General features: G+C 65.1%; 25 protein-coding genes, 1 tRNA gene and 1 riboswitch. Of the genes, 12 read left to right on the top strand and 14 right to left on the bottom strand.

Going from position 1 to position 25,182, the window contains the following annotated elements:
* Positions 1 to 182 precede the first annotated feature (182 nt).
* Positions 183 to 1,148 (top strand): thioredoxin-disulfide reductase, encoded by a 966-nt coding sequence (gene trxB, locus VSX77_RS10190; RefSeq protein WP_338424493.1) that lies wholly within the window; start codon positions 183 to 185, stop codon positions 1,146 to 1,148.
* A gap of 26 nt (positions 1,149 to 1,174) precedes the next feature.
* On the opposite strand, the gene VSX77_RS10185 is transcribed toward trxB, so the two are convergent.
* Together VSX77_RS10185 and VSX77_RS10180 are read right to left on the bottom strand one after the other, a co-directional pair.
* A tRNA-Gln gene (locus VSX77_RS10185) sits at positions 1,175 to 1,249 on the bottom strand.
* A 56-nt stretch (positions 1,250 to 1,305) separates the two neighbouring features.
* Positions 1,306 to 2,391 carry a branched-chain amino acid aminotransferase gene (locus tag VSX77_RS10180; RefSeq protein WP_338424492.1) on the bottom strand — a complete coding sequence of 362 codons (1,086 nt, stop codon included), beginning with the start codon at positions 2,389 to 2,391 and terminating at the stop codon, positions 1,306 to 1,308.
* A gap of 76 nt (positions 2,392 to 2,467) precedes the next feature.
* Between VSX77_RS10180 and VSX77_RS10175 the strand changes: the two genes are divergently transcribed.
* Positions 2,468 to 2,980 (top strand): MarR family winged helix-turn-helix transcriptional regulator, encoded by a 513-nt coding sequence (locus VSX77_RS10175; protein WP_338424491.1) that lies wholly within the window; start codon positions 2,468 to 2,470, stop codon positions 2,978 to 2,980.
* Between the two features lie 12 nt (positions 2,981 to 2,992).
* Here the strand turns inward: VSX77_RS10175 and proC are convergent, their stop codons facing one another.
* Both proC and VSX77_RS10165 read right to left on the bottom strand, forming a co-directional pair.
* Positions 2,993 to 3,823, bottom strand: coding sequence for a pyrroline-5-carboxylate reductase (proC, locus tag VSX77_RS10170; protein ID WP_338424490.1), 831 nt, complete (start codon positions 3,821 to 3,823; stop codon positions 2,993 to 2,995).
* A 14-nt stretch (positions 3,824 to 3,837) separates the two neighbouring features.
* Entirely contained in the window at positions 3,838 to 5,535 is a 1,698-nt protein-coding gene (locus VSX77_RS10165) for an alkaline phosphatase family protein (RefSeq protein WP_338424489.1), read from the bottom strand.
* 85 nt (positions 5,536 to 5,620) lie between these two features.
* Here VSX77_RS10165 and VSX77_RS10160 point away from each other — a divergent pair, with 85 nt between their 5' ends.
* From VSX77_RS10160 to VSX77_RS10140, 5 genes are all read left to right on the top strand, one after another.
* Positions 5,621 to 7,687 (top strand): protein-disulfide reductase DsbD family protein, encoded by a 2,067-nt coding sequence (locus VSX77_RS10160; RefSeq protein WP_338424488.1) that lies wholly within the window; start codon positions 5,621 to 5,623, stop codon positions 7,685 to 7,687.
* A 115-nt stretch (positions 7,688 to 7,802) separates the two neighbouring features.
* A complete protein-coding gene (locus tag VSX77_RS10155; RefSeq protein ID WP_338424487.1) occupies positions 7,803 to 8,543 on the top strand; it encodes a TlyA family RNA methyltransferase in 741 nt (246 codons plus the stop codon).
* 61 nt (positions 8,544 to 8,604) lie between these two features.
* A complete protein-coding gene (locus VSX77_RS10150) occupies positions 8,605 to 9,156 on the top strand; it encodes a TspO/MBR family protein (RefSeq protein ID WP_338424486.1) in 552 nt (183 codons plus the stop codon).
* Between the two features lie 35 nt (positions 9,157 to 9,191).
* A complete protein-coding gene (locus tag VSX77_RS10145; RefSeq protein ID WP_338424485.1) occupies positions 9,192 to 9,512 on the top strand; it encodes an accessory factor UbiK family protein in 321 nt (106 codons plus the stop codon).
* A gap of 143 nt (positions 9,513 to 9,655) precedes the next feature.
* Positions 9,656 to 10,162: a YbjN domain-containing protein gene (locus VSX77_RS10140; RefSeq protein ID WP_338424484.1), complete on the top strand. Its 507-nt coding sequence runs from the start codon at positions 9,656 to 9,658 to the stop codon at positions 10,160 to 10,162.
* A gap of 108 nt (positions 10,163 to 10,270) precedes the next feature.
* On the opposite strand, the gene VSX77_RS10135 is transcribed toward VSX77_RS10140, so the two are convergent.
* On the bottom strand, positions 10,271 to 11,224 hold the full coding sequence (locus tag VSX77_RS10135) for a right-handed parallel beta-helix repeat-containing protein (protein WP_338424483.1): 954 nt from the start codon (positions 11,222 to 11,224) through the stop codon (positions 10,271 to 10,273).
* Positions 11,225 to 11,389: 165 nt separating this feature from the next.
* Here VSX77_RS10135 and VSX77_RS10130 point away from each other — a divergent pair, with 165 nt between their 5' ends.
* Positions 11,390 to 12,589: a cation:proton antiporter gene (locus VSX77_RS10130; protein ID WP_338424482.1), complete on the top strand. Its 1,200-nt coding sequence runs from the start codon at positions 11,390 to 11,392 to the stop codon at positions 12,587 to 12,589.
* A 13-nt stretch (positions 12,590 to 12,602) separates the two neighbouring features.
* On the opposite strand, the gene metH is transcribed toward VSX77_RS10130, so the two are convergent.
* The 5 genes from metH to VSX77_RS10105 form a co-directional block, all read right to left on the bottom strand.
* On the bottom strand, positions 12,603 to 15,236 hold the full coding sequence (metH, locus tag VSX77_RS10125; protein ID WP_338424481.1) for a methionine synthase: 2,634 nt from the start codon (positions 15,234 to 15,236) through the stop codon (positions 12,603 to 12,605).
* A 93-nt stretch (positions 15,237 to 15,329) separates the two neighbouring features.
* Entirely contained in the window at positions 15,330 to 16,394 is a 1,065-nt protein-coding gene (locus tag VSX77_RS10120; RefSeq protein ID WP_338424480.1) for a homocysteine S-methyltransferase family protein, read from the bottom strand.
* Positions 16,391 to 17,329: a methylenetetrahydrofolate reductase gene (gene metF / locus VSX77_RS10115; protein ID WP_338424479.1), complete on the bottom strand. Its 939-nt coding sequence runs from the start codon at positions 17,327 to 17,329 to the stop codon at positions 16,391 to 16,393. Before metF ends, VSX77_RS10120 begins: the two co-directional genes overlap by 4 nt.
* The gene (locus tag VSX77_RS10110) at positions 17,326 to 18,312 is read right to left on the bottom strand and encodes an ArsR/SmtB family transcription factor (protein ID WP_338427255.1); all 987 of its coding nucleotides are present in this window, start codon (positions 18,310 to 18,312) and stop codon (positions 17,326 to 17,328) included. Before VSX77_RS10110 ends, metF begins: the two co-directional genes overlap by 4 nt.
* Before the next feature lie 22 nt (positions 18,313 to 18,334).
* Entirely contained in the window at positions 18,335 to 18,556 is a 222-nt protein-coding gene (locus VSX77_RS10105; protein ID WP_338424478.1) for a hypothetical protein, read from the bottom strand.
* Between VSX77_RS10105 and VSX77_RS10100 the strand changes: the two genes are divergently transcribed.
* The 4 genes from VSX77_RS10100 to VSX77_RS10085 all read left to right on the top strand — a co-directional run bounded on the left by VSX77_RS10100 (position 18,540) and on the right by VSX77_RS10085 (position 20,442).
* Positions 18,540 to 18,866, top strand: a complete 327-nt coding sequence (locus VSX77_RS10100; protein ID WP_338424477.1) for a hypothetical protein — start codon at positions 18,540 to 18,542, stop codon at positions 18,864 to 18,866. The two genes, VSX77_RS10105 and VSX77_RS10100, sit on opposite strands and share 17 nt — an antisense overlap.
* Positions 18,867 to 19,049: 183 nt before the next feature.
* Positions 19,050 to 19,346 (top strand): entericidin EcnAB, encoded by a 297-nt coding sequence (locus VSX77_RS10095; protein ID WP_338424476.1) that lies wholly within the window; start codon positions 19,050 to 19,052, stop codon positions 19,344 to 19,346.
* Between the two features lie 74 nt (positions 19,347 to 19,420).
* Entirely contained in the window at positions 19,421 to 19,621 is a 201-nt protein-coding gene (locus VSX77_RS10090) for a hypothetical protein (RefSeq protein ID WP_338424475.1), read from the top strand.
* 32 nt (positions 19,622 to 19,653) lie between these two features.
* A riboswitch (ZMP/ZTP riboswitch) is annotated at positions 19,654 to 19,744 on the top strand.
* Positions 19,745 to 19,764: 20 nt separating this feature from the next.
* Positions 19,765 to 20,442 carry a DJ-1/PfpI family protein gene (locus VSX77_RS10085; protein WP_338424474.1) on the top strand — a complete coding sequence of 226 codons (678 nt, stop codon included), beginning with the start codon at positions 19,765 to 19,767 and terminating at the stop codon, positions 20,440 to 20,442.
* Here the strand turns inward: VSX77_RS10085 and VSX77_RS10080 are convergent.
* The 4 genes from VSX77_RS10080 to VSX77_RS10065 form a co-directional block, all read right to left on the bottom strand.
* A complete protein-coding gene (locus VSX77_RS10080; RefSeq protein WP_338424473.1) occupies positions 20,439 to 21,212 on the bottom strand; it encodes a glutaminyl-peptide cyclotransferase in 774 nt (257 codons plus the stop codon). The two genes, VSX77_RS10085 and VSX77_RS10080, sit on opposite strands and share 4 nt — an antisense overlap.
* Before the next feature lie 149 nt (positions 21,213 to 21,361).
* Positions 21,362 to 23,005 carry a chaperonin GroEL gene (groL, locus tag VSX77_RS10075; protein WP_338424472.1) on the bottom strand — a complete coding sequence of 548 codons (1,644 nt, stop codon included), beginning with the start codon at positions 23,003 to 23,005 and terminating at the stop codon, positions 21,362 to 21,364.
* Between the two features lie 86 nt (positions 23,006 to 23,091).
* Positions 23,092 to 23,379: a co-chaperone GroES gene (groES, locus tag VSX77_RS10070; RefSeq protein WP_338424471.1), complete on the bottom strand. Its 288-nt coding sequence runs from the start codon at positions 23,377 to 23,379 to the stop codon at positions 23,092 to 23,094.
* Positions 23,380 to 23,513: 134 nt separating this feature from the next.
* The gene (locus tag VSX77_RS10065) at positions 23,514 to 24,947 is read right to left on the bottom strand and encodes an MATE family efflux transporter (protein WP_338424470.1); all 1,434 of its coding nucleotides are present in this window, start codon (positions 24,945 to 24,947) and stop codon (positions 23,514 to 23,516) included.
* Between the last annotated feature and the right edge of the window lie 235 nt (positions 24,948 to 25,182).

Below are 25,182 nucleotides of genomic sequence, written 5' to 3'. Positions count from 1 at the left end.
TGCCAGCGCGCGTTACAACTCCCATTTGTGCCTGCCGCGATTCCTTTCTTCCCGTTCGTGTCGAGCGAAGTCGAGACACCCATCGTTATGGCGCCGTCCTTTGCGGCATCTCGACTTCGCTCGATGCGAACGGATATGGGGGGTATCGCAATCGCCGTCATTCGCACAGAAACAGGATCGTCATGCCCGCCACCCACCACACGAAGATGCTCATTCTGGGGTCCGGCCCTGCGGGGCTGTCGGCCGCCATTTATGCCGCGCGCGCTGGCATGATGCCGATCGTCGTGCAGGGGCTGCAACCGGGCGGGCAGCTGACGATCACCACCGATGTCGAAAACTACCCGGGTTTCGCCGAGGTGATCCAGGGGCCCTGGCTGATGGAACAGATGACGGCGCAGGCGGTGCATGTCGGCACGTCGATGATCTGGGACACGATCGTCGACGTCGACCTGTCGGAGCGGCCGTTCCGCCTGACCGGCGACGGCGGCGACGTCTATCTCGCCGAAACGCTCGTCATCGCCACCGGTGCGCAGGCGAAATGGCTCGGCGTTCCCGGCGAGCAGGAACTCGGCGGCAAGGGCGTGTCGGCCTGTGCGACGTGCGACGGCTTTTTCTATCGCGGCAAGAAGGTCGTCGTCATCGGCGGCGGCAATACCGCGGTCGAGGAGGCGCTGTACCTTACCAACCACAGCGACGATGTGACGCTGATCCATCGCCGCGATTCGCTGCGCGCCGAAAAGATCCTGCAGGACCGCCTGTTCGCCAATCCGAAGATCAAGGTGCTGTGGAACAAGCAGGTCGAACGCTTCGTCGCGGGCGAGGGCGTGTCGGGTCTCGTCGGCGTCGACCTGATCGACACCGTCACTGGCGCCGCGAGCCACGAGCCGACCGATGGCGGCTTCGTCGCGATCGGCCACAGCCCCGCAACCGAATTGTTCAGGGGCAAGCTGCCGCTCGACGACGATGGCTATCTTCAGGTGACGCCCGGCACGTCGCTGACCGCGATCCCCGGCGTGTTCGCCGCGGGTGACGTCACCGACAAGCTGTACCGGCAGGCCGTCACCGCCGCCGGCATGGGATGCATGGCCGCCCTCGACGCCGAACGCTTCCTCGCCGAAGCCGAATATCACGCATTGGTCGAAGCTTAGGCGCGACGAAGGATAGACGCTCCGGCTGGCTGGGGCGGCAGGATTCGAACCTGCGCATGGCGGTACCAAAAACCGCTGCCTTACCGCTTGGCTACGCCCCAACGGCCGGTGCGAGCGCGTCTATAGCGTCCGTGCCATCAATGGCAAGGCGTGCGCGTCAGATCCGGGTGACCCAGCCATGGGGGTCGGCGGCGCGGCCGCGCTGGATGTCGACGAGCTTGCCCTTGAGCATTTCGGTGACCTGTCCGGGGCCGCCCGCGCCGATGGCAAAGCTTGAGTCGCCGCGCGTCACCTTGCCCACGGGGGTGACCACCGCCGCGGTGCCGCAGGCAAAGCTTTCGGTGAGGCGGCCGCTTTCGGCATCGGCCTGCCACTGGTCGATCGCATAGGGCTCTTCGCGCACCGCCAGGCCGGCGTCGCGGGCCAGCGTGATGATCGCGTCGCGGGTGATGCCGGGCAGGATCGTGCCGGTCAGCGGCGGGGTGACGAGGCTGCCGTCGTCAAAAACGAAGAACATGTTCATGCCGCCCAGTTCCTCGATCCAGCGATGCTCGGCGGCGTCGAGGAAGACGACCTGGTCGTGCCCCTTGGCGATCGCCTCCCGCTGCGCAACCAGGCTTGAGGCATAATTGCCGCCGCATTTCGCGGCGCCGGTGCCGCCGGGCGCGGCGCGGGTATAATCCTCCGACACCCAGAGCGAGATCGCCGGTGCGCCCGACTTGAAATAATTGCCGACCGGCGAGGTGATGACAAGAAAGCGATATTCCGCCGCGGGCTTGACCCCAAGAAACACCTCGCTCGCGAACATGAAGGGGCGAAGATAGAGCGCACCGCCATCGACCGGGGGGAACCAGCCAGCGTCGGCGGCGACGGCTTCCTTCACCGCGGCGACGAACATGTCCTCGGGCATTTCGGGCATCGCCATGCGGCGTGCGCTAGCGTTGAAGCGCGCGGCGTTGGCATCGACGCGGAACAGCGCCATCGACCCGTCGTCGAGCCGATAGGCCTTCAGCCCCTCAAAGATTTCCTGTGCATAATGCAGCACCGCGGTCGCCGGATCGAGCGTCAGCGGCCCCCGCGGCATCACTTGCGCATCGTGCCAGCCCTGCCCCTCGGTATAGCGGATCGACACCATATGGTCGGTGAAGACGCGCCCGAAAACCGGATCGGCAATCGCTGCCGCGCGTACGTCGTCGGCCACGGGATTGGGATGCGGCAGACGGGCAAAGGCGGGAGCGGACATCAAAAACACCTGTTGTTGGCGGTTTATGGAGCGCGCCTCTTGCCAAAGACCGGCGCGGCGCGCAACGGTAGCGACTATGCCGGATGAAAATTTTCTTTCACAAGTGCCCGCCGCGTCTGCCCTTTTCTTGCGCGAAGAAGAGGTACGGCGCGGTATCGAGTTTCTGTTCTTTGCCCACGCCTCGCTGTGGCGCGCCATCGACGCGCGGCTTGCCGAAAAGGATCTGGGGCGCGCCCACTATCGCGCGCTTTATTTCATCGCGCGCCAGCCGGGACTGACGATTTCGGATTTGCTCGCGCTGCTCGGCATCACCAAGCAATCGCTCGGCCGCGTGGTCAAGGAGCTCGAGGCGCGCGACCTGGTGGCGACGCGGCCCGGCAATCGCGACCGGCGGGCCAAGGAACTGCGCCTGACCGACAGCGGCCGTGTCGCCGAGCGCGAGATTTTCCAGGCGCTGCGCGATACGATGAGCCGCGCTTATACCCACGCCGGGCAACAGGCGGTGACGGGATTCTGGCAGGTCAGCGAAGCGCTCGTCCCTGCGGCCGATCGGCGGCGTATCGCCGCGCTGGGCAAGGATGCAGGCTAGCGATCCGCCGGTTCAGCCTTCGCCGCGCGCAATGTCGGCAAGCTCGCGCCCGCGATCGCGCGCCGCGCGCAGCACATTGGTCAGCAGCGCTGCCAGCTGCCCGTCGCTGTCGAGTACGTCGAGCCCCGCCTGCGTCGTGCCGCCCTTGCTAGCGACCTGAGCGATAAGCGTTCCGGGCTTTTCACCGCTCTCGGCAAGCAGCGCGGTCGCTCCGCCGAAGGTCGCCGTCGCAAGCTTCAGCGCATCTTCCGCCGACAGCCCCAGCCGCTCGCCTGCCGCCGCATAGGATTCGATCAGCCGAAAAACAAAGGCCGGACCGCTGCCCGTAAAGGCCGTGACGAGATCCATCGTCGAATCGTCGTCCAGCGCGACGACGGTGCCGAGCGCGTCGAGCAAGGCAGTCACCGCCGCCATATCGGCATTGCCGTTGCTCGCCACTGCCGACACGCCCGCGCCAATGCGCGCGGCAAGATTCGGCAGGATACGCACCTGTGCCTTCGCGGCCGGAAAGCGCGCGGCAAGATCGGCGAGCGAAACTCCGGCGAGGATCGACAGCAGATGCGTGTCGCCGTTCACGACGTCGACAAGGTCACCCGCCACGTCCCCAAGCTGCTGCGGCTTCATGCCGAGCATGATCCAATCGGCGGTGCCGCCCGCGGCGCGCCATTCGGCAAGCGACGCAAATTGCGCAACGCCCTGGCGCGGCACGGCAACAGGATCGACGATCGTCACCGCCGCAGCGTCAAGCCCCGCCGCCAGCCAGCGATCGAGCATCGCACCCGCCATGTTTCCGCACCCGACGAGCAACATCGCGCCGGTGAAACCCTCTAAATCCTTCGTCATTGGTCCTTATTCTCTTATTGTCGGCAACTGCTTTCGGGACCCGAAATCAGGTCGAGACAGCGGCCATCGATCACGGTGCTATCGACGGGCACGCCGATCAGCGACGCCAGGGTCGGCATGATGTCGACCGTCATCACCGCGTTGGGCTGTTCAAATCCCGCCAGCCCCTTGCGCCAGAAAATTATCGGCACGCGGCGATCATAATCCCACACCGACCCGTGCGTCGCGACATAGCCGATGCCCGGTTCGGCGATCGGGGTGACGCGGGCCTTCAGCGCGATGATGAAGTCGCCCGAACGGTCGGGATGAAAAGAGGCGCGCAACCGATCCATCACGCTCCACATATCAGGTGGGCGCTTTGAGAGGGGATGCGCCGCCAGCTCTTCGCGCGTCGCGACCATCTCGACCTGCGGATGGGCGCGGAGGCGCGACAGGATTTCGGCGAGCGCGGCCTTGCGCTGCGCTGCGGTCAGCGCTTTCGACAGATGATAATCACCGCTTTCGCCGAGCAGCAGAGGCTGCGGAAGCCCGAGCTTTTGGGCAACTTCATCGCCCAATGCGTCCGGATCGAACGCCGTGTCGACGCGTTGCGCGTCGGGCCAGCCATTCTGACGGTTGCGTTCGGGGAGATCGTGCCCGCCATGATCGGCGGTCAGCGCGACGGCATAATCGATCCCCGTCGCATCGAGGCGCGCGAAGAAATCGCCCAGTTCGCGGTCGAGGCCGGCGAGTTGCAGACACATTTCGCTGCCTTCGGTCCCCGCGCCGTGCCCGACATAGTCGGTGGCCGACAGACCGACGATCAGCAGGTCGGTGCCGCTGCCTTCGCCCATCCGGCGCTCCTGTCGCAGCGCTGCGGCGGTGGCGAGCACGGCGCCGTCGGCTTCGGGCGATGCCAGGAAGCGGCGGAAGGCACCCGCGCCGCGCGCCAGGCGTCCCGTGCCGACCGAACCGCCCGTGCCGAGCGGAATGGCGATGTCGTGCGCCGCGCATTCTGCGGGAAGCGCGAGCGGCTCGCGCGGCTGATTGATCGCTGCGGCAATCGCCGTTCCCGCCCGCTCGGCGGTCGGCGACAGCGGCGTGCCGCGATAGCTGGTGAGGCCGGTCGGCGCGAGCCACAGCGTTTCATCGGCGCGGTGGCCGCCCATCATGATCGCGGCGCGGTCCTTGCCGGCGACCGAGACGACCTGCGCCTGCGGATTGCGGGCTTTCATCAGGTCTCCGAGCGTCGGGACGAGCAAATGCTTGACCGACGGCGCATATTTGCCGCTGCCCGAGCTGGTGTCGGGCACCGTCTCATCCTCGGCGCAATAGAGTCGCTTGTCGGCGCGCGCGACCGAAAGATCGAAATAATTATTCGAAATGATTCCGGTGCGCGCCGGATGGGCGCCGGTTAGAATCGTCGAGTGGCCGGGACAGGTTTCGGTCGCCCCATGCGCCTGATAACCCGAAGGAAAGACCACGCCCGACGCGAGCCGCGCAAAGCCGCCGCGGAAACGACCGCGATATTCGGCGAACAGATCGGCCGACAGCTGATCGACCGCGATGACGACCAGCAGCTTCGGGGCCGGAGTGGCGGCCGTCACCGCCTTGGGATCGGAGGCCGCGGCGGGGGCCGCTTCCTGCGCGAACAAGGGTCCGGCATTGGTGAGGCAGAACGCGGCAGCAAGCGCGATGGTCGTTTTCTTGAGCTTCACGGGCGGCATCTCCATTAGGTGGGTGTCAGCGCGGGCTGTGCTCTCGACCAAAGCCGCCTATATGGCAAGCCTTCGAAAGGCGGACGATCGCGGACGGAGCATGAAATTGGCGAGTGAGGCTTTTGTGACACGCATCGGGCTGGCGTTGATGGCCTTGCTGGCCGCGGTTCTTCTGGCCGTTGGTCCTGCGTACGCGCAAGCGACTCACATTACGCCGCGACTGGTCGCCGAATCGACGGCGCCGGCGCCCGGCGGCACGACGACGCTCGCGCTTGCCATGACGCCCGAAAAGCCGTGGCACGGCTATTGGGCCAATGGCGGCGATGCGGGGTTCGGGCTGACGGTCGACTGGAACCTGCCCGACGGCGTGACCGTCGCACCCTTTCACTACCCCGTTCCCGACGCGCTGATCCTCTTCGGCATGATGAACCATGTTTACGAGCATCCCTATGCGTTGCTTGCCGAAATGCACGTTGACCCGTCGGTCGCCCCGGGAACCGACCTGACCCTGTCGGGGGTCGCCAACTGGCTCGCTTGCACCGACAAGGTGTGCGTTCCCGAAAAGGCGGTGATATCGGTCCGGCTAACCGCAGGCGACGGGACGATTCGGGCCGCGGAGCGCGCCCGTTTCGACCGCTGGCGCGCCTTGTTGCCCCAACCGCTCGACCGCCAGGGCAGCTGGGAACGCCGCGGCGACAGCGTGCGGTTTGCCATTCCCCTTCCTGCCAGCGTGGCGATCGACGCGCCGCACCTGTTCGTCGAGACGCAGGATGTCATCGACTATGCCGCGCCCCAGCGCATCAGCCGCAACGGCGATCGCATCATCGTCGAGGCGCGCGCCAAGGGCGCGCGCGAAGGGACGGTGGCGGCGCTGCTCAAAACCGGCGACGGGCGCGGCCTCGTGCTGACATTCGCCCCCAGCGCCGTGCCCGCGGCGGGCGAACCGATCGCCGCGGCGGCAGGCGGCGTCGACATGGGGCTGTTCTGGACCGCGCTCGGCGGCGCAATCATCGGCGGCCTGATCCTGAACCTGATGCCGTGCGTCTTTCCGATCCTGAGCCTGAAGGCGTTGAGCCTCGCGCGGTCGGGCGGCGACGCGCGATCGGCCAGGGTCGAAGCGCTCGCTTATACGGCGGGCGCTATCGTGACCGCCTTGTTGCTCGGTGGCGCACTGATCGCATTGCGCGCCACCGGTGAACAGGTGGGCTGGGCGTTCCAGCTTCAGCATCCGGTGAGCGTGCTCGCGCTGCTGATCCTCGCGCTGGCAATCACGCTCAACCTGCTCGGCGCCTACGAACTGCCGTCCTTCGGCGGCGGGCAGAAACTGGCAGCGCAAGGCGGCGCGGCGGGTGGTTTCTGGACCGGCGCGCTCGCCGCTTTCGTGGCGACGCCGTGCAGCGGGCCGCTGCTCGGCGCGGCGCTCGGCGCAACGCTGGCGCTGCCCGCGTGGGCGGCGTTGCCGATCTTCGGCGGGCTCGGGCTGGGGCTCGCCCTCCCCTTCCTTGCGATCGGCTTTGTGCCCGCGCTGCGGAACCGACTGCCGAAGCCCGGGCCGTGGATGGGCCGGTTCCGCAAGTGGATGGCGCTGCCCATGGCGCTGACGACGCTCGCGCTGGCCTGGCTGCTTTGGCGCCAGCTCGGCAGCGGCGAACAGCTCCTTTGGCCTGCCGTCGCGGTCGCCATGGCACTCGTGCTGCTCACGCACTATGGCGCGGTTCAGCGCGGCGACCGGCGGTCGTGGCTGCTCATCGTCTCCGGCCTGCTCTTTGTCGTCAGCCTCGGTGCGACCGTGACCGAGGTGGCGAAGGCGGAACGGACCACCGAGGGCAATGGGTCGACCTTCTCGCCCGATGCTCTCGCCAAGGCGCGCGCTACGGACAAACCGGTCTTCGTCTATTTCACCGCCGACTGGTGCCTGTCGTGCAAGGCGAACGAGGCGGGCGCCATCAACCGCGAAGCTGTCCAGGCGGCGTTCGATAAGGCGGGGGTGGTCACGCTGATCGGCGACTGGACGAACGGCGATCCCGTCATCACGCGCACGCTGGCCGAACATGGCCGCAACAGCGTACCGCTTTACCTCTGGTATGCGCCCGGCGCGGCGAACCCCGAAGTCCTGCCGCAGATTTTGACGCCGGGGATGCTGACGGACAAGTTGGAAGCGAAGTGATTGCTCTTGGCCGTCATTGCGAGCGCAGCGAAGCAATCTCCAGCTATCGCCCTGTCTTGCCGATAGCTGGAGATTGCTTCGCCGCTTCGCTCCTCGCAATGACGGGAGAAAGGTGATGGCGAAACAACGCGCCGATCAGTTGCTCGTCGATCGCGGCCTCGCCGAAAGCCGGACGCGCGCGCAGGCGCTGATCCTTGCGGGGCTGGCCTTTGTCGGTGACCGCAAGATCGACAAGGCGGGACAGCAGATCGCCGATGACGCCGCGCTGAGCGTGAAGGGGCGCGACCATCCGTGGGTGTCGCGCGGCGGGATCAAGCTCGACCATGCGCTCTCCCATCTCGGCTGGGATGTGGCGGGTGCGGTCGCCATCGACGTCGGATCGTCGACCGGCGGTTTCACCGACGTGCTGCTGAGCCGCGGCGCCACGCGCGTTTATGCGGTCGATTCAGGAACCAACCAGCTGGCGTGGAAGCTGCGGCAGGACGCGCGTGTTATCGTCCACGAACAGACGAGCGCGCGCATTCTGACTGCGGAGCATATTCCCGAACTGATCGACATCGTCGTCTGCGATGCGAGCTTCATTGCGCTGTCGAAAGTGTTGCCGGTGCCGATGTCGTTCGCAAAACCGGGTGCCCGCCTCGTCGCACTGATCAAGCCGCAGTTCGAAGCCCAGCGCCAAGAGGTCGGCAAGAAGGGCGTCGTGCGCGATGCCGCTGTCCACGCGCGCGTCTGCGCCGAGGTGCGGAACTGGCTGACGGACGAGGGCTGGGACGTCGCGGACCTGGTCGAGAGCCCGATCACGGGGCCCGAGGGCAATGTCGAATTTCTGATCGCGGCGACCAAGCGAACGGCTTGACGCTACGCCGCACAATCGCGACACAAATGCAACGGATTCGCCGGTGGGGGATATTGCCGACATGACCGAAATCGCAACGCAAGGCCAGCTTCGCATGTCCTACCTTCGCTGGGCGCTCGTCACCGTGCCCGCCATCGTCCTGATCGGCAGCCTGATGGGCGTGCTTTCGAACAGCGGTTACGACAATCGGTGGTTCGCCGCGCTCGACCTGCCGTCGATCACCCCGCCGGGGTGGGTGTTCGGCGTCGTCTGGCCGATCCTCTACATCATGCTGGGGCTGTCGCTGGCGATGATCCTGCACGCGCGCGGGGCGAAGGGGCGCGGCTTTGCGCTGCTGCTCTTCTTCGTCCAGCTGATCGCCAACTTTGCCTGGTCGCCGCTGTTTTTCGGCCAGCATGAGGTGACGAAGGCGCTATACCTGATCATCTTCATCCTGATGGTGACGATCGCAACTGCATTCGCCTTTGCGCCGATCCGCAAGGCTGCGGCGTGGCTGCTCGTCCCCTATATGGTCTGGCTCAGCTTCGCCTCGATCCTGAATTTCCAGATCGACCAGCGCAATCCCGATGCCGAAACCCTTGTTCCCGCCGCCGCCAGCACCCAGATAAGGTAAGGCAAGGGGCTGTCCCCGACGAAGGAATATCAGACATGCAGAGCGAAAACCGCTTTTTCGATGATCTCGCCAAGATGATGAACGGCATCGCCGGAACCGTCGCCGGCGCCGGTCGCGAGGCCGAAGCCGCCATGCGCGAGCGCGCGAAGGAATTTGTGGGCCGCATGGACTTCGTCAGCCGCGAGGAATTCGACGCGGTGAAACAGATGGCCGCCACCGCGCGCGCCGATGCCGAAGCGCTTAAGGCGCGGCTGGACAAGTTGGAAGGCGTGGCGAAGCCGGCAGCGGCGGCGCCGAAGGCTGCGACGAAGACTGCGTCTGCGCCCAAACCCAAGGCAGTACCCAAGGCAAAGTGAGACGTCGCCCCCGCGAAGGCGGGGGCCACTGTCGGTTTACTTGGCGGCGCAGAAAAAGGCAGATGGCGGCTCCCGCCTTCGCGGGGGCGACGTTTTGCGTCGATGACTCGCCACCCGATTAAACACGCGCTAAAGCGCCCACCATGAGTGACGATATTTACGAAGACGACGACGGCCAGGACGCGGCGCCGATGGACATGCTCGCCTCCTATTTTGCCGCGCACGACTGGCCGCACGAGATGGTCGGCGAGGACGAGATCGTCGCGACCGCACAGGGAAGCTGGACGGCATACGAACTGCGCGCGGTGTGGCGCGCCGATGACGGCGTGATCCAACTCCTCGCCTTTCCCGACATCCGCGTCGTCGAAGACAAGCGCGCCGTCGCGCACGAGGCGCTGGCGATGATCAACGAGCAGCTGTGGCTCGGCCATTTCGAGCTATGGTCGAACAGCGGCACGATCCTCTATCGCCACGGGATGCTGCTGGGCGCCGACGCCGCGCTGCCGCTCGACCTTACCGAAACGCTCGTCGAAAGCGCGATCGACGAATGCGAACGCTTTTACCCGGTGTTCCAGTTCGTGCTGTGGGGCGGCAAGACCCCCGCCGAAGCGCTCGCGGCCTCGCTCATCGAAACGCGCGGGGAGGCCTAAGCCCTACCTATACTCCGTTTGTGTCGAGCGAAGTCGAGACGCGTTGATGTCGTGCATGGCCTCGCGTGTCTCGACTTCGCTCGACACAAACGGGTTCTGAGGGTCAGTTCAGCGCTTCTCAAAGCGCGTAAGCCCCGCCCCCAGCTCATTCGCGCCGATCGCCAGCGCCTCTCCGCTCCAGTCAGCAACGAACACCGATCGACGGTCCATCCCCGCGGGAAGGCTGGCTCGGTTGCCCTCGATCACCAGCCCGCGCGAAGAATTTTTGCGCTCCTCGGCCGCGACCGCGATGAAGGCCGAATAATTTTCCTTGTCGCGCCCCTGCACGAACATATTGTTCGCGATCCGCCCCACCGAACCCGACGGCAGATCGATCATGTAATTGGTGCCTGTGCCCTGCGTATCGTCGAAGCTGTTGTCGCTGACATCGACCTGGATCGCGCGCGTTTTCAGATAATGGCCGCCGCTGCCCTTTTCGAAGCGCGTGCGGGTTACGGTCACGCGGCCATAGATGCCGGTGTAGACGCTGTGTGCGCAACTGAGGCCGCGGTCGCAGCGGCCGAGCCGCGAAAAGGTCGAGCGGTCGATCGTCAGCGTCGCTTCCGGGTCGTCGGCGGTCAAAATGCCCTGCTCGCTATTGCGGAACATCGCATTCACGACATCGAGGTCGCTCGTCTCGAGGCGAATCCCGGCGCCATTGCCGTCGGGAACGCGCATATTCTGGAACACCAGCCCGTCGACACGCGCACCGTCGCCGCGCAGCACCAGCGCCGCCTTCCCCTCGCACGTCACGCCGTCGAAGATCGCGCGGCCCGGTTCGGCGGCGACGAAGGCAATGCGCCCTGTGGTCTGCACCGCGCAGTCGCGGTGATAGCCCGGAGCGATGCGGATCGTGCCTTCGCCCTCACCGATCGCATCGACCGCATCCTGCAGCCGCGTAAAGCCTCTGCCATCGACATCATAGGGCGCGCCGCCACTCTGCGCGGGTGATGGCGTCGGCGCCAAAAGCAGCGGAAGAGTCAGCAGCGGCAACAGCGGCCGGAGGAGGATCGACTTGACCATTTACACCGCTTAGCGCTTTCCGGCGCGTCCGTCCTTCGCGAAGCTGGTTAACCGGGCGGCTGTCCCGACACGGAACAACGGTGCGACGGAGGTTAACATAGCTATTCCTGCTTGTCGCAAGCAGGTCTCGATCATAGCGTCCACCAAATCGCTCAGGGGGTGGGTGTGACGCATACCGAAGTATTCCTGATCGCCTTGCTGATCATCTTTGCCGTGCCATGGGCTTTTTGGCGCGTTTTTCGTACCGACTATTGGGCACCGCTGGTGATCGTTCAGATCGTCGGCGGAATCCTGCTCGGTCCCGGTGTTCTCGGCGCGGCGTTTCCAGACTATCATGGCTTTGTTTTCCGGCCCGAAGTGGTCGCATCGCTGAACGGTATCGCCTGGTGGGCGGTGATGATGTTCGTCTGGATCGCGGGGATCGAACTCGACATCGGACAAGCATGGAGACATCGGCGCGAAACGGCCGTTACCGCAACTCTGGCGCTCGGTGTGCCGTTCGCCTTCGGCGCCGCCGCGGCACTCCTGATCCTGCGCTTTCCCGGGTGGAGCGGTGCTGCGGGCGCCCACTGGCAGGTCGTCGCCGGAATCGGCATGGCCTGCTCGGTCACCGCGCTGCCGATCCTTGTCCTGCTGATGGAAAAGCTGGCGATTTTTCGTCAGCCGATCGGGCAGCGGATTCTGCGCTATGCCAGCCTGGACGATGTTGCGATCTGGGGCGTCCTTGCCTTGATCCTTGTCGATTGGGAACGGATCGGCCGGCAATTGATGTTTCTGATCGGCTTTGCCGTCGCGGCATGGCTGATACGGCGGCTGATGCCCCGACTGGCCGGGGCGGATCGCTGGGCGGTGGGGCTGATCTGGCTGATCCTGTGCGGGCTGGCGGGCGACTGGTCGGGGCTGCACTATATGGTCGGCGCCTTTCTGGCCGGGGCCGTACTGGACGCTCAGTGGTTCGGCCATGATGCGATGGACCGTTTCCGCAATATCGTGTTGCTGACCGTCATGCCGGTGTTTTTTCTTTCGACCGGACTGCGGACCGAATGGGACGTCGGCGGGGTTGTGGTTTTCGGGGTCGCGGCGCTGTTGCTTTTCGCCGCGGTGGCCGGAAAGCTCACCGCGACCACCCTCGCCGGGCGCCTTCTGGGCTGGTCGCGTGACGAAGCGATGCTGATCGGCTGGCTGTTGCAAACCAAGGCGTTGATCATGATCATCTTTGCCAACATCCTGCTCGACAAGGCGATCATCACCAACGCGGCGTTCACCGCCCTGCTGTTGATGGCGATCGGCAGCACGATGCTGACGATCCCGATGGCGACGCCGATCCTGAAACGGCTGGGGACGACGCTCCCGCGCCGGGTCTAAAACGAACCTGGCATCAATCCAGATTGGGGCGCAGCCAGCGCGTCGCGGTGTCGACGTCGACCCCGCGCCGCCGCGCATAATCCTCCAGCTGGTCGCTGCCGATCCGCGCGACCCCGAAATACTGGCTTTCGGGATGACCGAAATAAAAGCCGCTAACCGCCGCGGTCGGCAGCATCGCAAAGCTTTCGGTCAGCACCAGTCCTGCATTCTCGCCGGCGCCGAGCAGGTCGAACAGGATCGGCTTCAAACTATGGTCGGGGCACGCAGGGTAACCCGGCGCCGGGCGGATACCGCGATATTCCTCCTTGATCAGCGCCTCGTTGGTCAGCTGCTCGCCCGGCGCATAGCCCCAGAGCGTCGTGCGGACATGCTGGTGCAGCCGTTCGGCGAAGGCCTCCGCGAAACGGTCGGCGAGTGCTTTCAGCAAAATGTCCGAATAATCGTCCTTGTCGGCGCGGAACCGCTCCGAATGCGGCTCGATCCCGTGAATGCCGACCGCAAAGCCGCCGATCCAGTCGCCGGCCGGATCGATGAAATCGGCCAGGCACATATTGGCACGGTCGCGGCTTTTCTTGATCTGCTGGCGCAGGAAGGGCAGCGTCACATGGCGCTCCTCCTCGGCGAGGTGGATGACGACATCGTCGCCGTGCCGCGCGCACGGCCAGAAGGCGCAGACGCCGCGCGCGGTCAGCCATTTTTCTCCGATGATGCGGTCGAGCATCGCATCGGCATCGGCCTTGAGCGCCCGGGCGGTTTCGCCGACCACCTCGTCGTCCATGATCGAGGGCCAAGTGCCGTGGAGTTCCCACGCCCGAAAGAAGGGCGTCCAGTCGATATAATCGCGCAGCTCTGCGAGCGACCAATCGTCGAAGCGGTGGAGGCCGGGCTCAAGCGGGGGCGCAGGCTTGTCGCTCAAATAGGCGTCGTAATAGTTGGCGCGCGCCTCCTCGAGCGTGTGGAGCACGCTCTGCCCCTTGCCCGCGCGCACGTCGCGGATATGGGCGTAATCGTCCTTGTAACCTTGAACATAGGCGTCGCGCCCGGTGTCGCTGACCAGCGCGGTCGCGACGCCGACGGCGCGGCTGGCGTCAAGGACGTGGAGCACCGGCCCCTGATAAGCGGGATCGATACGCAGCGCGGTATGCACTTTCGATGTTGTCGCGCCGCCGATCAGCAGCGGCATCGTCATGCCCGCGCGCTGCATTTCCTCGGCCACCGTCACCATCTCGTCGAGCGAGGGGGTGATGAGACCGCTGAGGCCGATCATGTCAGCATCATTCTCGTTCGCCGCTTCCAGGATCTTGCTCCACGGCACCATCACACCGAGGTCGACGATTTCGAAGCCATTACATTGCAGCACGACGCCGACGATATTCTTGCCGATGTCGTGGACGTCGCCCTTGACCGTCGCCATCACGACCTTGCCCTTGCCTTTCGCGCCGGGCTCTTTCGAAGCCTCGATAAAGGGCAGCAGGTGCGCGACCGCCTTCTTCATCACGCGCGCCGATTTCACCACCTGCGGCAGGAACATCTTGCCCGATCCGAACAGGTCGCCGACGACGTTCATCCCGTCCATCAGCGGCCCCTCGATCACCTCGATCGGACGGTCCATGGCCAGGCGCATCTCCTCGGTATCGCCCACAATATAGGCGTCGATGCCCTTGACCAGCGCATGTTCAAGCCGCTTGGCGACCTCCCACCCGCGCCATTCCTCGGCGGCTTTCTCCTGCGCGGCGGTGGTGCCCTTGTAGCGTTCGGCGAGCGCGATCAGCCGTTCGGTCGGGCTTTCGGCCTCGCCCTCGACCTTGCGGTTGAGGATAACATCCTCGCACGCGTTACGCAGTTCGGCATCGATCGTGTCATAGACGTCGAGCTGACCGGCGTTGACGATCGCCATGTCGAGCCCGGCGGGGATCGCATGATAAAGGAAGACGCTGTGCATCGCGCGTCGCACCGTCTCGTTTCCGCGGAACCCGAACGACAGGTTCGACAGGCCGCCCGAAAAATGCACGTGCGGGCAGCGGACGCGGATTTCCTTCACCGCCTCGATAAAATCGACGGCATAATTGTCATGCTCTTCGAGGCCGGTGGCGACCGCGAAGATATTGGGGTCGAAGATGATGTCCTCGGGCGGGAAACCGATGGTCATCAGCAGCTTGTAAGCGCGCTCGCAAATCTCGATCTTGCGGTCTTTGGTATCGGCCTGCCCGACCTCGTCGAACGCCATCACGACGACCGCGGCGCCATAGACCATGCACTTTTTCGCATGGTCGAGGAATTGCGCCTCGCCTTCCTTCATGCTGATCGAATTGACGATCGGCTTACCGGGAACGCATTTCAGCCCCGCCTCGATCACGCTCCATTTCGAACTGTCGATCATCACCGGCACGCGCGCAATGTCGGGCTCGGCGGCGATGAGCTTCAGGAAAGTCGTCATCGCATATTCGGCGTCGAGCAGGCCTTCGTCCATATTGACGTCGATGACCTGCGCGCCGTTCTCGACCTGCTGGCGCGCGACTTCGACCGCCGCGGCATAATCGTCGGCGAGGATGAGCTTCTTGAACGCCGCGGAGCCCGTGACGTTGGTGCGTTCGCCGATATTGACGAAGGAGGAGGAGGAGGAGGAGGAGGAAAGGGTTTCGGTCATATAATCCTCGTCGTCCCGGCGAAAGCTGGGACCGGGTGAATTCTAGCGGTCGGCTTCGATTGCAACCGATCCCAGCTTTCGCTGGGATGACGACTAGGCCGCCATCGTGAATGGCTCCAGCCCGGCGAGCCGCGTGCGGACCGGAACCTCGGGAATCCGCCGCGGCGCCAGTCCTTCAACCGCCTTTGCCATCGCCGCGATGTGCGCGGGCGTCGAACCGCAGCAGCCGCCAAGGATGTTGACCTGGCCATGCTCTGCCCATTCGCGGACGAGTTCGGCCGTGGTCTCGGGCAGCTCGTCATATTCGCCGAGTTCGTTGGGCAGGCCCGCGTTCGGATAGACCATCACCAGCGCGTCGGCGATGTCCGACAGCACCTTCACATGCGGGCGAAGCTGTGCGGCGCCGAACGAGCAATTGAGCCCGATCGTCAGCGGCTTCGCGTGACGCACCGCATACCAGAAGGCCTCGACCGTGTGCCCCGATAAGTTGCGTCCCGACAGGTCGGTCAGCGTCATCGAGATCATCAGCGGCAGTTCGCGGCCGACCTTCGCTTCGGCTTCCAGCGTCGCGGCGATCCCCGCCTTGGCATTCAGCGTGTCGAAGATCGTTTCGATCAGGATGAAGTCCGCGCCGCCCTCGGCGAGCGCGACCACCTGTTCCAGATAGACGTCCTTCAATTCGTCGAAATCGATCTCGCGAAAGCCGGGGTTGTTGACGTCGGGCGACAGCGACAGCGTCTTGTTCGTCGGCCCGACGGCGCCTGCGACAAAGCGGCGGCGGCCGTCGAGCGCCTGAAACTTGTCGGCGGCTTCGCGCCCCAGCCGCGCGCTTTCGCGGTTGATGTCCGCTACCAAAGCCTCGGCGCCATAATCGGCCTGGCTGATCCGATTGGCGCTGAAGGTGTTGGTCGATACGATGTCCGATCCCGCGGCAAGATAGGCCTCACCGATCGCGGTCACGACATCTTGCCGCGTCAGCGCGAGGATATCGTTATTGCCTTTCTGGTCGTGCGTCAGCCCAAGCGAACCCGCGTAATCGGCCTCGGTCAACTTGCGGTTCTGGATTTGGGTGCCCCAGCCGCCATCGGTGAGCAGGATGCGTTCCTTTGCGGCGGCCACCAAGGCGTCGCGGGCGCTCTGTGTCGCATTGGGCGTCATGCTGCCTGATCCTTCCGTGCGGATACCGGCCGCAACCCCAGCAAGTGGCAAATGGCATAGCTGAGTTCGGCGCGATTGAGGGTGTAGAAGTGGAAATCGCGCACGCCGCCCGCATAGAGGCGGCGGCACATTTCGGCGGCGATCGTCGCCGCGACCAGCTGGCGCGCCGCGGGATGGTCGTCGAGCCCGTCGAACAGCGATACCATCCACGCCGGGATCGCGGTGCCGCACATGTCGGCCATCCGCCGCGTTTGCGACACGTTCGAGACGGGGAGAATTCCGGGGATGATCGGCGCGTCGATTCCCGCCGCTGCCGCAGTATCGCGAAAGCGCAGAAAGCTGTCGGGCGAAAAGAAAAACTGCGTGATCGCACGGTTTGCACCGGCGTCGAGCTTGCGCTTCAGATTGTCGAGGTCGGCCTGCGGGCAATCGGCGTCGGGATGGACTTCGGGATAGGCGGCAACCGAGATGTCGAACGGCGCGATCGCCTTCAGCCCCGCGACCAGCTCGACCGCATTGGCGTAGCCGTCCGGGTGCGCGCGATAGGGCTCGCCGCCCGGCACATCGCCGCGCAGCGCAACGATATGGCGAACCCCCGCGTCCCAATAGGCGCGCGCGACCTCGTCGATCTCGGCGCGCGACGCCTCGACGCAGGTCAGGTGCGCCGCGGGCGGCACATGGCTTTCCGCAGCGATGCGCGCGACCGTCGCATGGGTCCGTTCGCGCGTCGATCCGCCGGCACCATAGGTGACCGACACGAAGCTGGGGGCGAGCGGTTCGAGCGTGCGGAACGTGTCCCACAGCTGCGCCTCCATCTTCTCCGACTTCGGCGGGAAAAATTCAAAGCTGACGCCGACATCGCCGTCGAGATTCGCGAAAAGCGGCGACGCGGCGGCGCGGCGCGCTTCCGCCAGCGCGTCGAGGGTCGAAGTCATGCGGCAAGCCTTTTATTCTGTCCGCCATCGCTGACGGGGGGTTGATCCTGATCGCTCCGGCGGCGGCCGAGCCACAATTTGACGGCCAGCTCCCCGCCTTCGAGCGTCTGCGTGGTCTCGAGCAGCAGGCCCGCCGAGGCAAACCAGCCGCGAATCTGTGCGTCCGAAAAGCCGAGGCGCGCGTGCGCCGCCAGCGTGCGCAATTCCTCGTCCTCATGCGGCGCGAAATCGACGATCAGCAAGTGCCCGCCGCCGCGCAGCACCCGGCTCGCCTCGGCGATCACGCGATCGGGCTCATGCGCAAAATGCAGCGCTTGGTGAATGACGACGCTGTCTACGCTTGCGTCGGCCACCGGCAACTCCAGAAAATCGCCCTGAAGCAGATCGACCGGAACCGATTGGCCCTCCAGCTTGGCGCGCGCGATGCGCAGCATTTCAGGGCTGCGGTCGAGCGCAGTGATGCGCCGCGCGGTCGGCGCGAAAATCTCCGCCATCCGGCCCGTGCCGGTGCCGATGTCGAGAAGATGGCCGAGCCGCCGGTTGTGCATCATCGCGAGCATCGCGGCCTCGACCTCGCTTTCGGCCACATGGCGCGAGCGGATGGCATCCCATTCGGCGGCATGTTCGGCGAAATAGCGCTCGGCGGCCGCTGCGCGTTCGGCGCGCACCGCCGCAAGCCGGCGCGCATCATGCATGATCACTCGCATCTCCCGCGCCGAAAACGGCCATTTGTCGGCTTGGGCAATGATCTCGGCGACGGGCCCGCCTGACGCAATGCGCAGGAATACCCAGCTTCCCTCACGCCGCCGCTCGACAATTCCCGCTTCGACGAGGATACGGACATGCCGCGAGACGCGCGGCTGGCTTTGATCTAAGACGACCGCCAACTCGCCAATCGCCAGCTCCATCGCGCGCAGCAGAGCGACGACTCGCAATCGCGTGGGATCCGCAAGGGCACGGAAAATGTCGATCAGCTCGCTCACCAATCTACATATAAAGCTTTCTTTATATCTGGTCAACCAGACGTTGTGCCGTGATTTCCGCGGTACGCTGACGGCTGTCGGTGCGATTGCGATGAAAGGCGGGAGGTGAACCAAAAAGGTCGTTGCGCCCCTTTTGGCGACACAGTAATTCTGCCTGCGATTGGCAATTGTCGGGATCGATCTGTTCCTGTGCCGGTCGATCAGTCCATTGAGAGGGGTATTCCCAGATGAAGAAATCGATCACTCTGTCGCTCGTCCTCGCCGCTTCGCTCGGCCTCGCCGCTTGCGCCGAAAAGGCTGCCGACGACGCAGCTGCCACGACCGAAGACACGGCGACGGTCGAAGGCGCCGCTGACGGCGCGATGGAAGCCGCCGAAGGCGCTGCCGACGCGACGGCTGCTGCCGGTGACGCTGCGGCTGCTGCCGACGCGGCTGGCGATGCCGCCGCTGCCGGCGACACCGCCGCTGCCGCCGACAAGGCGACCGAAGCTGCCGACGCCGCCAAGGAAGCGGCCGACGCTGCCAAGGGCGCGATGGAAGAAGCCAAGAAGTAAGCTTCTATCCGGCCTTTGCAGGCTGACAGATAGGAAGGGGTCGTTGGTGCGCCGGCGGCCCCTTTTCTTTTGCGGCCGACTCGCGGTCACCCGCCGTGCAGCAGCGCGGTTGCCAAGCCGCGGATCGGCCGTTAGGTCTCACCCTTATGGCCCCAGCTGGCCATTGCATTCGAAAGGAAACCCATGCGCAAGATCATTATCGCTTCGATGGCCGCCGCCGCCTTCAGCCTCGCCGCCTGCTCGGAAAAGACGCAGGACGCCGCTGCGGACACCGCTAACTCCGCTGGCGAAGATGTCGAAGCCGCTGGCGACGCGATGGCCGAAGGCGCCGCCGATGCCGCCGACGCGACCGCCGAAGCCGCCGACGACGCCGGCAACGCCGTCGAAGGCACGGTCAACGCTGCAGGCGACGCCGCCGACGCAGCTGGCGACAAGATCGCCGAAGAAACCGCCAAAGCCGAAGCCAACGACAAGCAGTAAGTCGTCGGTTTGCCTTTGGGCTGATATAGGGGCTCCATCCGCAGGATGGAGCCCTTTTTCATGGGAGCGCAGCGATGAACAGGTTTGGAATATCGGCCGTGGCGCTGGCATTGCTGGGTTCTGCGGCGGGGTGCAGCCGTACCGACAACGAGCCCGGTCCGGGCGGCGTAACGGTCAGCGAGGCCAAGGCGCTCGACGATGCCGCCGCGATGCTCGAAAGCCGCGACAACACGCCCGCACCCGATCCGGCAGCCGCCGACAGCGCGGACAAATAGGCTTTCAGTTAGGCGCCCAAAACGCTAGATTCGGCGAGCCTCGCAACTGGCGCTGAAGATGGAATCCCATCGGGAAGCGGGGCCGGCAGCAATGCCCGTCAGCCGCGCGCCTGGGTGATCCACCATTAGCGAAGGACCATCCGATGACCGACACGCCCGCGACCACTATCGTCTTCCTGCTGTTTCCCGGCATTACCCAGCTCGATTTCACTGCGCCCGCACAGGCGCTCAGCCGGATGCCGGGGGCGGTGCTGGCCTGCGCCGCCGCCAACCTCGGGCCGATCCCGACCGACAGCGGTTTCGCGATCATGCCGACACATGATTTTGCGTCGGCGCCGCAAGCCGACATCTTATGCGTGCCCGGCGGGCATGGGGTCGCCGAAGCGCTGGGCGATGCCGCGACGATCGATTTTATCGCCCGGCAGGCGGCGGGGGCCAGGTGGGTCACTAGCGTCTGCACGGGCGCCTTCCTGCTCGGCCGCGCCGGACTGCTCGCCGGCAAGCGTGCTACGACGCATTGGGGTTATACCCAACTGCTGCCGCTGGTCGGTGCCGAGCATCAACCGGGCCGCGTCGTCGAGGACGGAAATCTGGTAACAAGCGGCGGTGTCACGTCGGGCCTCGACTTCGCGCTGACGCTGATTGCACGGATGCACGGCGACGCCGTTGCGCAGGCGATTCAGCTCGCGATCGAATATGACCCTGCCCCGCCCTTTGTCGGAGGGCATCCCGACCGCGCGCCTGAGGCTGTGACGGCCGGGCTGAGGGCGCGCTTCTATGACGCTGCGGCGGGGCGGATGGAAACGGCGCTACGTGGCTAGCGGCAGTTTGCGAGCGCGATCTCGTAGAGCTTGGCCCAATATTTGCCGGTGACGAAGAGCCGCTTGGCCTTCGCATCCCAGGCGATCCCGTTGAGCACGCTGTCGGTTCCGCTGGCACCCGCGTCGGCCTTCAGGCCCGACAGGTCGACGAGCGAAACGACATCGCCGGTCGCGGGGTCGATGCGGACGATGAAATCGGTCATCCAGACGTTCGCCCAGATCTGGCCGTCGATCGTCTCGAGTTCGTTGATCCGCGCCACGGGCCGCCCCGCGAAGCGCACCGTCACGCGCCGCTTTTCGGTCATCGTTGCGGGATCGAGGAAGCGCAGGTCGGGTGTGCCGTCGCTGAGCGCCAGCGCGTCGCCGACCATCGTTACCCCCCACCCCTCACCGTCATAGCGGAAGGTCCCCGTGGGCTTCAGATCCTTGATACGCCAGCGGTGCCCGATGCCGCTCTGCCAGGTCACGCCGATGATCTGGTCGCCCCAGCGGGTGATGCCCTCGCCGAACTGGTCCGCCGGCAGCGGGGTTTCGGCTAGCGCCTTGCCAGTCTGGAGGTCGAGCCGCGCGACGCGTGACCGCCCATATTGGCCCGTCGCTTCATAGAGATGCCCATCGTGCCAGAAGAGGCCTTGGGTGAAGGACGAGGTGTCGTGCGGAAAGGACTGGACGATCCGGTAGCCGCAGCGTTCGACCGGCGGCGGCGCTGCGGGAGGCGCGGCCGCAGAGGGATCGGTGAGCAGGGCCAAGATGAGGGCGAAGGCAAACATCATTGATGCCGTAGCTAGGTTGCATCGCCTTAACTGGCAATGTCCCGTCGCCCCAATTCCCGGGTGACGAGGGGAAAGAAAAGAAAAGGGCCGGAGGATTACTCCCCCGGCCCCTTTTCGTTGGCTGTGCGCCGAACGGCTCAAGACTTTTAGAAGTCCATGCCGCCCATGCCGCCCATGCCGCCGCCGCCCATGGGCATGGCGGGCTTGTCTTCGGGCAGCTCGCTCACCGCCGCTTCGGTGGTGATGAGCAGGCCCGACACCGACGCGGCGTCCTGAAGCGCGGTGCGCACGACCTTGGTCGGGTCGATCACGCCGGCAGCCTTCAGATTTTCATAGACGTCGGTCGCGGCGTTAAAGCCCTGGTCCTGGTTGTTTTCGCGCAGCAGGTTGCCGGCGACAACCGCACCATCGTGACCGGCGTTGGCCGCGATCTGGCGGAGCGGGGTCTCGATGGCCTTGCGGACGATATCGATACCACGGGTCTGGTCGTCGTTGGCACCCTTGAGGCCGTCGAGAGCCTTGGTCGCGTACAGCAGCGCGGTACCGCCGCCGGGGACGATGCCTTCTTCGACCGCAGCGCGGGTCGCGTGCAGCGCGTCGTCGACGCGATCCTTGCGTTCCTTCACCTCGACTTCGGTCGCGCCGCCGACCTTGATCACCGCAACACCGCCGGCGAGCTTCGCCAGACGTTCCTGCAGCTTTTCACGGTCATAGTCGCTGGTCGTGGTTTCGATCTGCGCGCGGATCTGTTCGACGCGGCCCTTGATCGCTTCGGCTTCACCCGCACCGTCGACGATGGTGGTGTTGTCCTTGTCGATCGTGACGCGCTTCGCCTGGCCGAGCATGTTCAGCGTGACCGATTCAAGCTTGATGCCCAGATCTTCGCTGATCATTTCGCCCTTGGTCAGGATCGCGATGTCCTGCAGCATCGCCTTGCGGCGATCGCCGAAGCCCGGCGCCTTGACCGCGGCAACCTTCAGGCCGCCGCGCAGGCGATTGACGACGAGGGTCGCCAGCGCTTCGCCTTCGATGTCCTCGGCGATGATCAGCAGCGGACGGCCCGACTGCACCACGGCTTCGAGGATCGGCAGCATCGACTGCAGGTTCGACAGCTTCTTTTCAAAGATCAGAATATAGGGATCGGTCAGTTCGACGATCATCTTTTCCGGATTGGTGATGAAATAGGGCGACAGATAGCCGCGGTCGAACTGCATGCCTTCGACGACGTCGAGTTCGAATTCGAGACCCTTGGCTTCCTCGACGGTGATCACGCCTTCCTTGCCGACCTTTTCCATCGCCTCGGCAATCTTTTCACCGACTTCGGTGTCGCCGTTGGCCGAGATGATGCCGACCTGCGCGATTTCGGACGAACCCGAAACCGGGGTCGAACGCGCCTTCAGATCTTCGACGACCTTGGTGACCGCGAGGTCGATACCGCGCTTCAGATCCATCGGGTTCATGCCGGCGGCAACCGACTTCATGCCTTCGCGCACGATTGCCTGGGCAAGCACGGTCGCGGTGGTGGTGCCATCGCCGGCCTTGTCGTTCGCCTTCGACGCGACTTCGCGCAGCATCTGCGCGCCCATGTTCTCGAACTTGTCCTTCAGTTCGATTTCCTTGGCGACGCTGACGCCGTCCTTGGTGATGCGGGGGGCGCCGAAGCTCTTGTCGATCACGACATTGCGGCCCTTGGGGCCGAGGGTGACCTTGACGGCGTCGGCGAGGATGTCGACACCCTTCAGAATGCGCTCGCGCGCGTCGCGCGAAAATTTAACGTCCTTGGCAGCCATGTGGATGCTCCTTCAATAAATGGCAGAAAACTGCGTAACTTCATTCGAGAATCGCCATCCGCAGCCGCGGCGGCGACGGATCAGGCTCAGGCGATGACGCCGAGGATGTCCGATTCCTTCATGATCAACAGCTCTTCACCGTCGACCTTGACTTCGGTGCCCGACCATTTGCCGAACAGGATGCGGTCGCCGGTCTTGACGTCGAGCGGGGTGACCTTGCCGTCGTCGGCGCGGGCGCCCGAACCGACCGAGACAACTTCACCTTCCTGCGGCTTTTCCTTGGCGGTGTCGGGGATGATGATGCCGCCGGCCGTCTTCTCTTCGGCTTCGATACGGCGGACGAGCACGCGGTCGTGCAGCGGACGAAATTGCATGGATTTCCCTCCAAAAGTGCAATGGATGTCGCTTAGCACTCACAAGGCGCGAGTGCTAACAAGCCGCATATGGGCGGGGGGTATGACAGCGTCAAGACAGGCGCACGAAAATTTTCCGCGCCCGCCGCTATTTTTCAGAAGGGGTGCGGACCGCGGTCCGGCAAGGGATCGGCCGCGGGAAGCAATCCCAGCCGCGCGCGCATCCGCCAGCGGCACAACAGCACCGCCGATACGACGATCAGGCCGACCGCGAGGCCGATCCAAACTCCAACGCCCGCAAGCGGCGTCCAGAAACCAAGGTAGATGGCGGTACCATAGCCCGCAGCCCAATATCCGCAGACCGCGATGATCATCGGCACCCTTGTATCCTGGAGCCCGCGCAACACGCCCGCCGCCACCGCCTGCGCGCCGTCGAACAGTTGAAAGGCCGCCGCCACGACCAGGAACTGCAGCGCAAAACCCATCAGCGCGGCGTTACGCGCATCGTCGACATCGACGTAGAGCGACAGCACGAGACGCGGAAAAAGCCACATCAGCAGCGCGGTAAAGGCCATGAAACCAATCCCGAGCAACAAGGCCGCCTGTCCGGCGTGGGCAATGCCGCGATGGTCGTGCGCGCCATAGGCCAGCCCGACGCGGATCGTTCCCGCCTGCGCAACGCCGAACGGAATCTGAAAGGCAAGCGCCGCAACCTGAAGTGCGATCGTGTGCCCCGCCAGCTGCGCTTCGCCAATGCGCCCCATCAGAAAGGCAGCGCCGGTGAACAGGCCCGCTTCGGCCAAAATGGTCAGGCTGATCGGCGTGCCGATCCGCACCATGTCGCCAAAGCGCGACCATTCGCTGCGCCACCAGTTGCCGAACAGGCGATAGCGCCGGAGCCGCCGGTCGGTCTGGATGACGACGACATAGGCAATCAACATCAGCACCGCGGTCATTACGCTGGAAATCGCCGAGCCGTGGAGGCCAAGCGCGGGCATCCCCAGATGGCCGAAGACGAACGCCCAATTGCCGAGCGCGTTGACGAACAGCGCGCCAAAGGTGATCGCGGTTGCAATGGCCGCGCGACCGAGTGCGGACACGAATATCCGCAGCACCGCCGCCGCGATCATCGGGAACAATGCCCACATCAGGATCAGCAGGAACCCTGCGGCGCGCTCTGCGGTGGCTGGCGGCTGCCCAGTCGCGATCATGATTGGCCCGCCAGCGGCGCAAATGCCCATGAAGAGGATCGACACCAGCGCGCTTAGCCACAGCGCCATGCGCACCGTGCGCCGCACCTCGCGCACCGCATGTTTGCGCCGACCAAGCTCGGCAGCGATCAGCGGCGCCGACGCGCCGACCAGCCCCGATCCGGTCCACAAAAGAAGACCGAAGATCGCTACGCCGAGCGAGGAGGCCGCAAGCGCCGCGTCGCCGAGGCGCGCGACGAAAATAACATCAATTGCATGAACCAGCATCTGAAGCAGATTCGCCGCCGCGAGCGGCAGTGCAAGCGCCAGCGTCGCGCGAAATTCGGCGCGAAAACCCTGCGACGGATGCGCAGTGGAAGGGGTCGGCTGGTGCAGCATGGCCGGCCCGGATAAGCGCGCGATTGTTACGGTTCAATAGCGCCGTTGGCGCGCGCGCCAATTGTCGGCAGGGGGTGGCCGAAAGGCAACGGCGCCCCACTCAACCGTCATCGCGCTTATCGCGCTCGCATCGGTAGGCGTCATTGCGAGCGCAGCGAAGCAATCTCCAGCTTGCGAGCCCCCGGGACGATGGCTGGAGATTGCTTCGTCGCTGCGCTCCTCGCAATGACGAAGT

Source organism: Sphingopyxis sp. TUF1, from assembly GCF_036687315.1.
Classification (GTDB): Bacteria; Pseudomonadota; Alphaproteobacteria; order Sphingomonadales; family Sphingomonadaceae; genus Sphingopyxis; species Sphingopyxis kveilinensis.
The sequence above is the reverse complement of the archived record's forward strand: the minus strand, read 5'-3'. Positions and strand labels throughout refer to the sequence as shown.

What these genes read in the sequence shown, in the direction of transcription:
- trxB (WP_338424493.1), top strand. Translation starts at nt 183, where the DNA reads ATGCCCGCCACCCACCACACGAAGATGCTCATTCTGGGGTCCGGCCCT.
- VSX77_RS10180 (WP_338424492.1), bottom strand. Translation starts at nt 2,391, where the DNA reads ATGTCCGCTCCCGCCTTTGCCCGTCTGCCGCATCCCAATCCCGTGGCC.
- VSX77_RS10175 (WP_338424491.1), top strand. Translation starts at nt 2,468, where the DNA reads ATGCCGGATGAAAATTTTCTTTCACAAGTGCCCGCCGCGTCTGCCCTT.
- proC (WP_338424490.1), bottom strand. Translation starts at nt 3,823, where the DNA reads ATGACGAAGGATTTAGAGGGTTTCACCGGCGCGATGTTGCTCGTCGGG.
- VSX77_RS10165 (WP_338424489.1), bottom strand. Translation starts at nt 5,535, where the DNA reads ATGGAGATGCCGCCCGTGAAGCTCAAGAAAACGACCATCGCGCTTGCT.
- VSX77_RS10160 (WP_338424488.1), top strand. Translation starts at nt 5,621, where the DNA reads ATGAAATTGGCGAGTGAGGCTTTTGTGACACGCATCGGGCTGGCGTTG.
- VSX77_RS10155 (WP_338424487.1), top strand. Translation starts at nt 7,803, where the DNA reads ATGGCGAAACAACGCGCCGATCAGTTGCTCGTCGATCGCGGCCTCGCC.
- VSX77_RS10150 (WP_338424486.1), top strand. Translation starts at nt 8,605, where the DNA reads ATGACCGAAATCGCAACGCAAGGCCAGCTTCGCATGTCCTACCTTCGC.
- VSX77_RS10145 (WP_338424485.1), top strand. Translation starts at nt 9,192, where the DNA reads ATGCAGAGCGAAAACCGCTTTTTCGATGATCTCGCCAAGATGATGAAC.
- VSX77_RS10140 (WP_338424484.1), top strand. Translation starts at nt 9,656, where the DNA reads ATGAGTGACGATATTTACGAAGACGACGACGGCCAGGACGCGGCGCCG.
- VSX77_RS10135 (WP_338424483.1), bottom strand. Translation starts at nt 11,224, where the DNA reads ATGGTCAAGTCGATCCTCCTCCGGCCGCTGTTGCCGCTGCTGACTCTT.
- metH (WP_338424481.1), bottom strand. Translation starts at nt 15,236, where the DNA reads ATGACCGAAACCCTTTCCTCCTCCTCCTCCTCCTCCTCCTTCGTCAAT.
- VSX77_RS10120 (WP_338424480.1), bottom strand. Translation starts at nt 16,394, where the DNA reads ATGACGCCCAATGCGACACAGAGCGCCCGCGACGCCTTGGTGGCCGCC.
- metF (WP_338424479.1), bottom strand. Translation starts at nt 17,329, where the DNA reads ATGACTTCGACCCTCGACGCGCTGGCGGAAGCGCGCCGCGCCGCCGCG.
- VSX77_RS10100 (WP_338424477.1), top strand. Translation starts at nt 18,540, where the DNA reads ATGAAGAAATCGATCACTCTGTCGCTCGTCCTCGCCGCTTCGCTCGGC.
- VSX77_RS10095 (WP_338424476.1), top strand. Translation starts at nt 19,050, where the DNA reads ATGCGCAAGATCATTATCGCTTCGATGGCCGCCGCCGCCTTCAGCCTC.
- VSX77_RS10090 (WP_338424475.1), top strand. Translation starts at nt 19,421, where the DNA reads ATGAACAGGTTTGGAATATCGGCCGTGGCGCTGGCATTGCTGGGTTCT.
- VSX77_RS10085 (WP_338424474.1), top strand. Translation starts at nt 19,765, where the DNA reads ATGACCGACACGCCCGCGACCACTATCGTCTTCCTGCTGTTTCCCGGC.
- VSX77_RS10080 (WP_338424473.1), bottom strand. Translation starts at nt 21,212, where the DNA reads ATGTTTGCCTTCGCCCTCATCTTGGCCCTGCTCACCGATCCCTCTGCG.
- groL (WP_338424472.1), bottom strand. Translation starts at nt 23,005, where the DNA reads ATGGCTGCCAAGGACGTTAAATTTTCGCGCGACGCGCGCGAGCGCATT.
- groES (WP_338424471.1), bottom strand. Translation starts at nt 23,379, where the DNA reads ATGCAATTTCGTCCGCTGCACGACCGCGTGCTCGTCCGCCGTATCGAA.
- VSX77_RS10065 (WP_338424470.1), bottom strand. Translation starts at nt 24,947, where the DNA reads ATGCTGCACCAGCCGACCCCTTCCACTGCGCATCCGTCGCAGGGTTTT.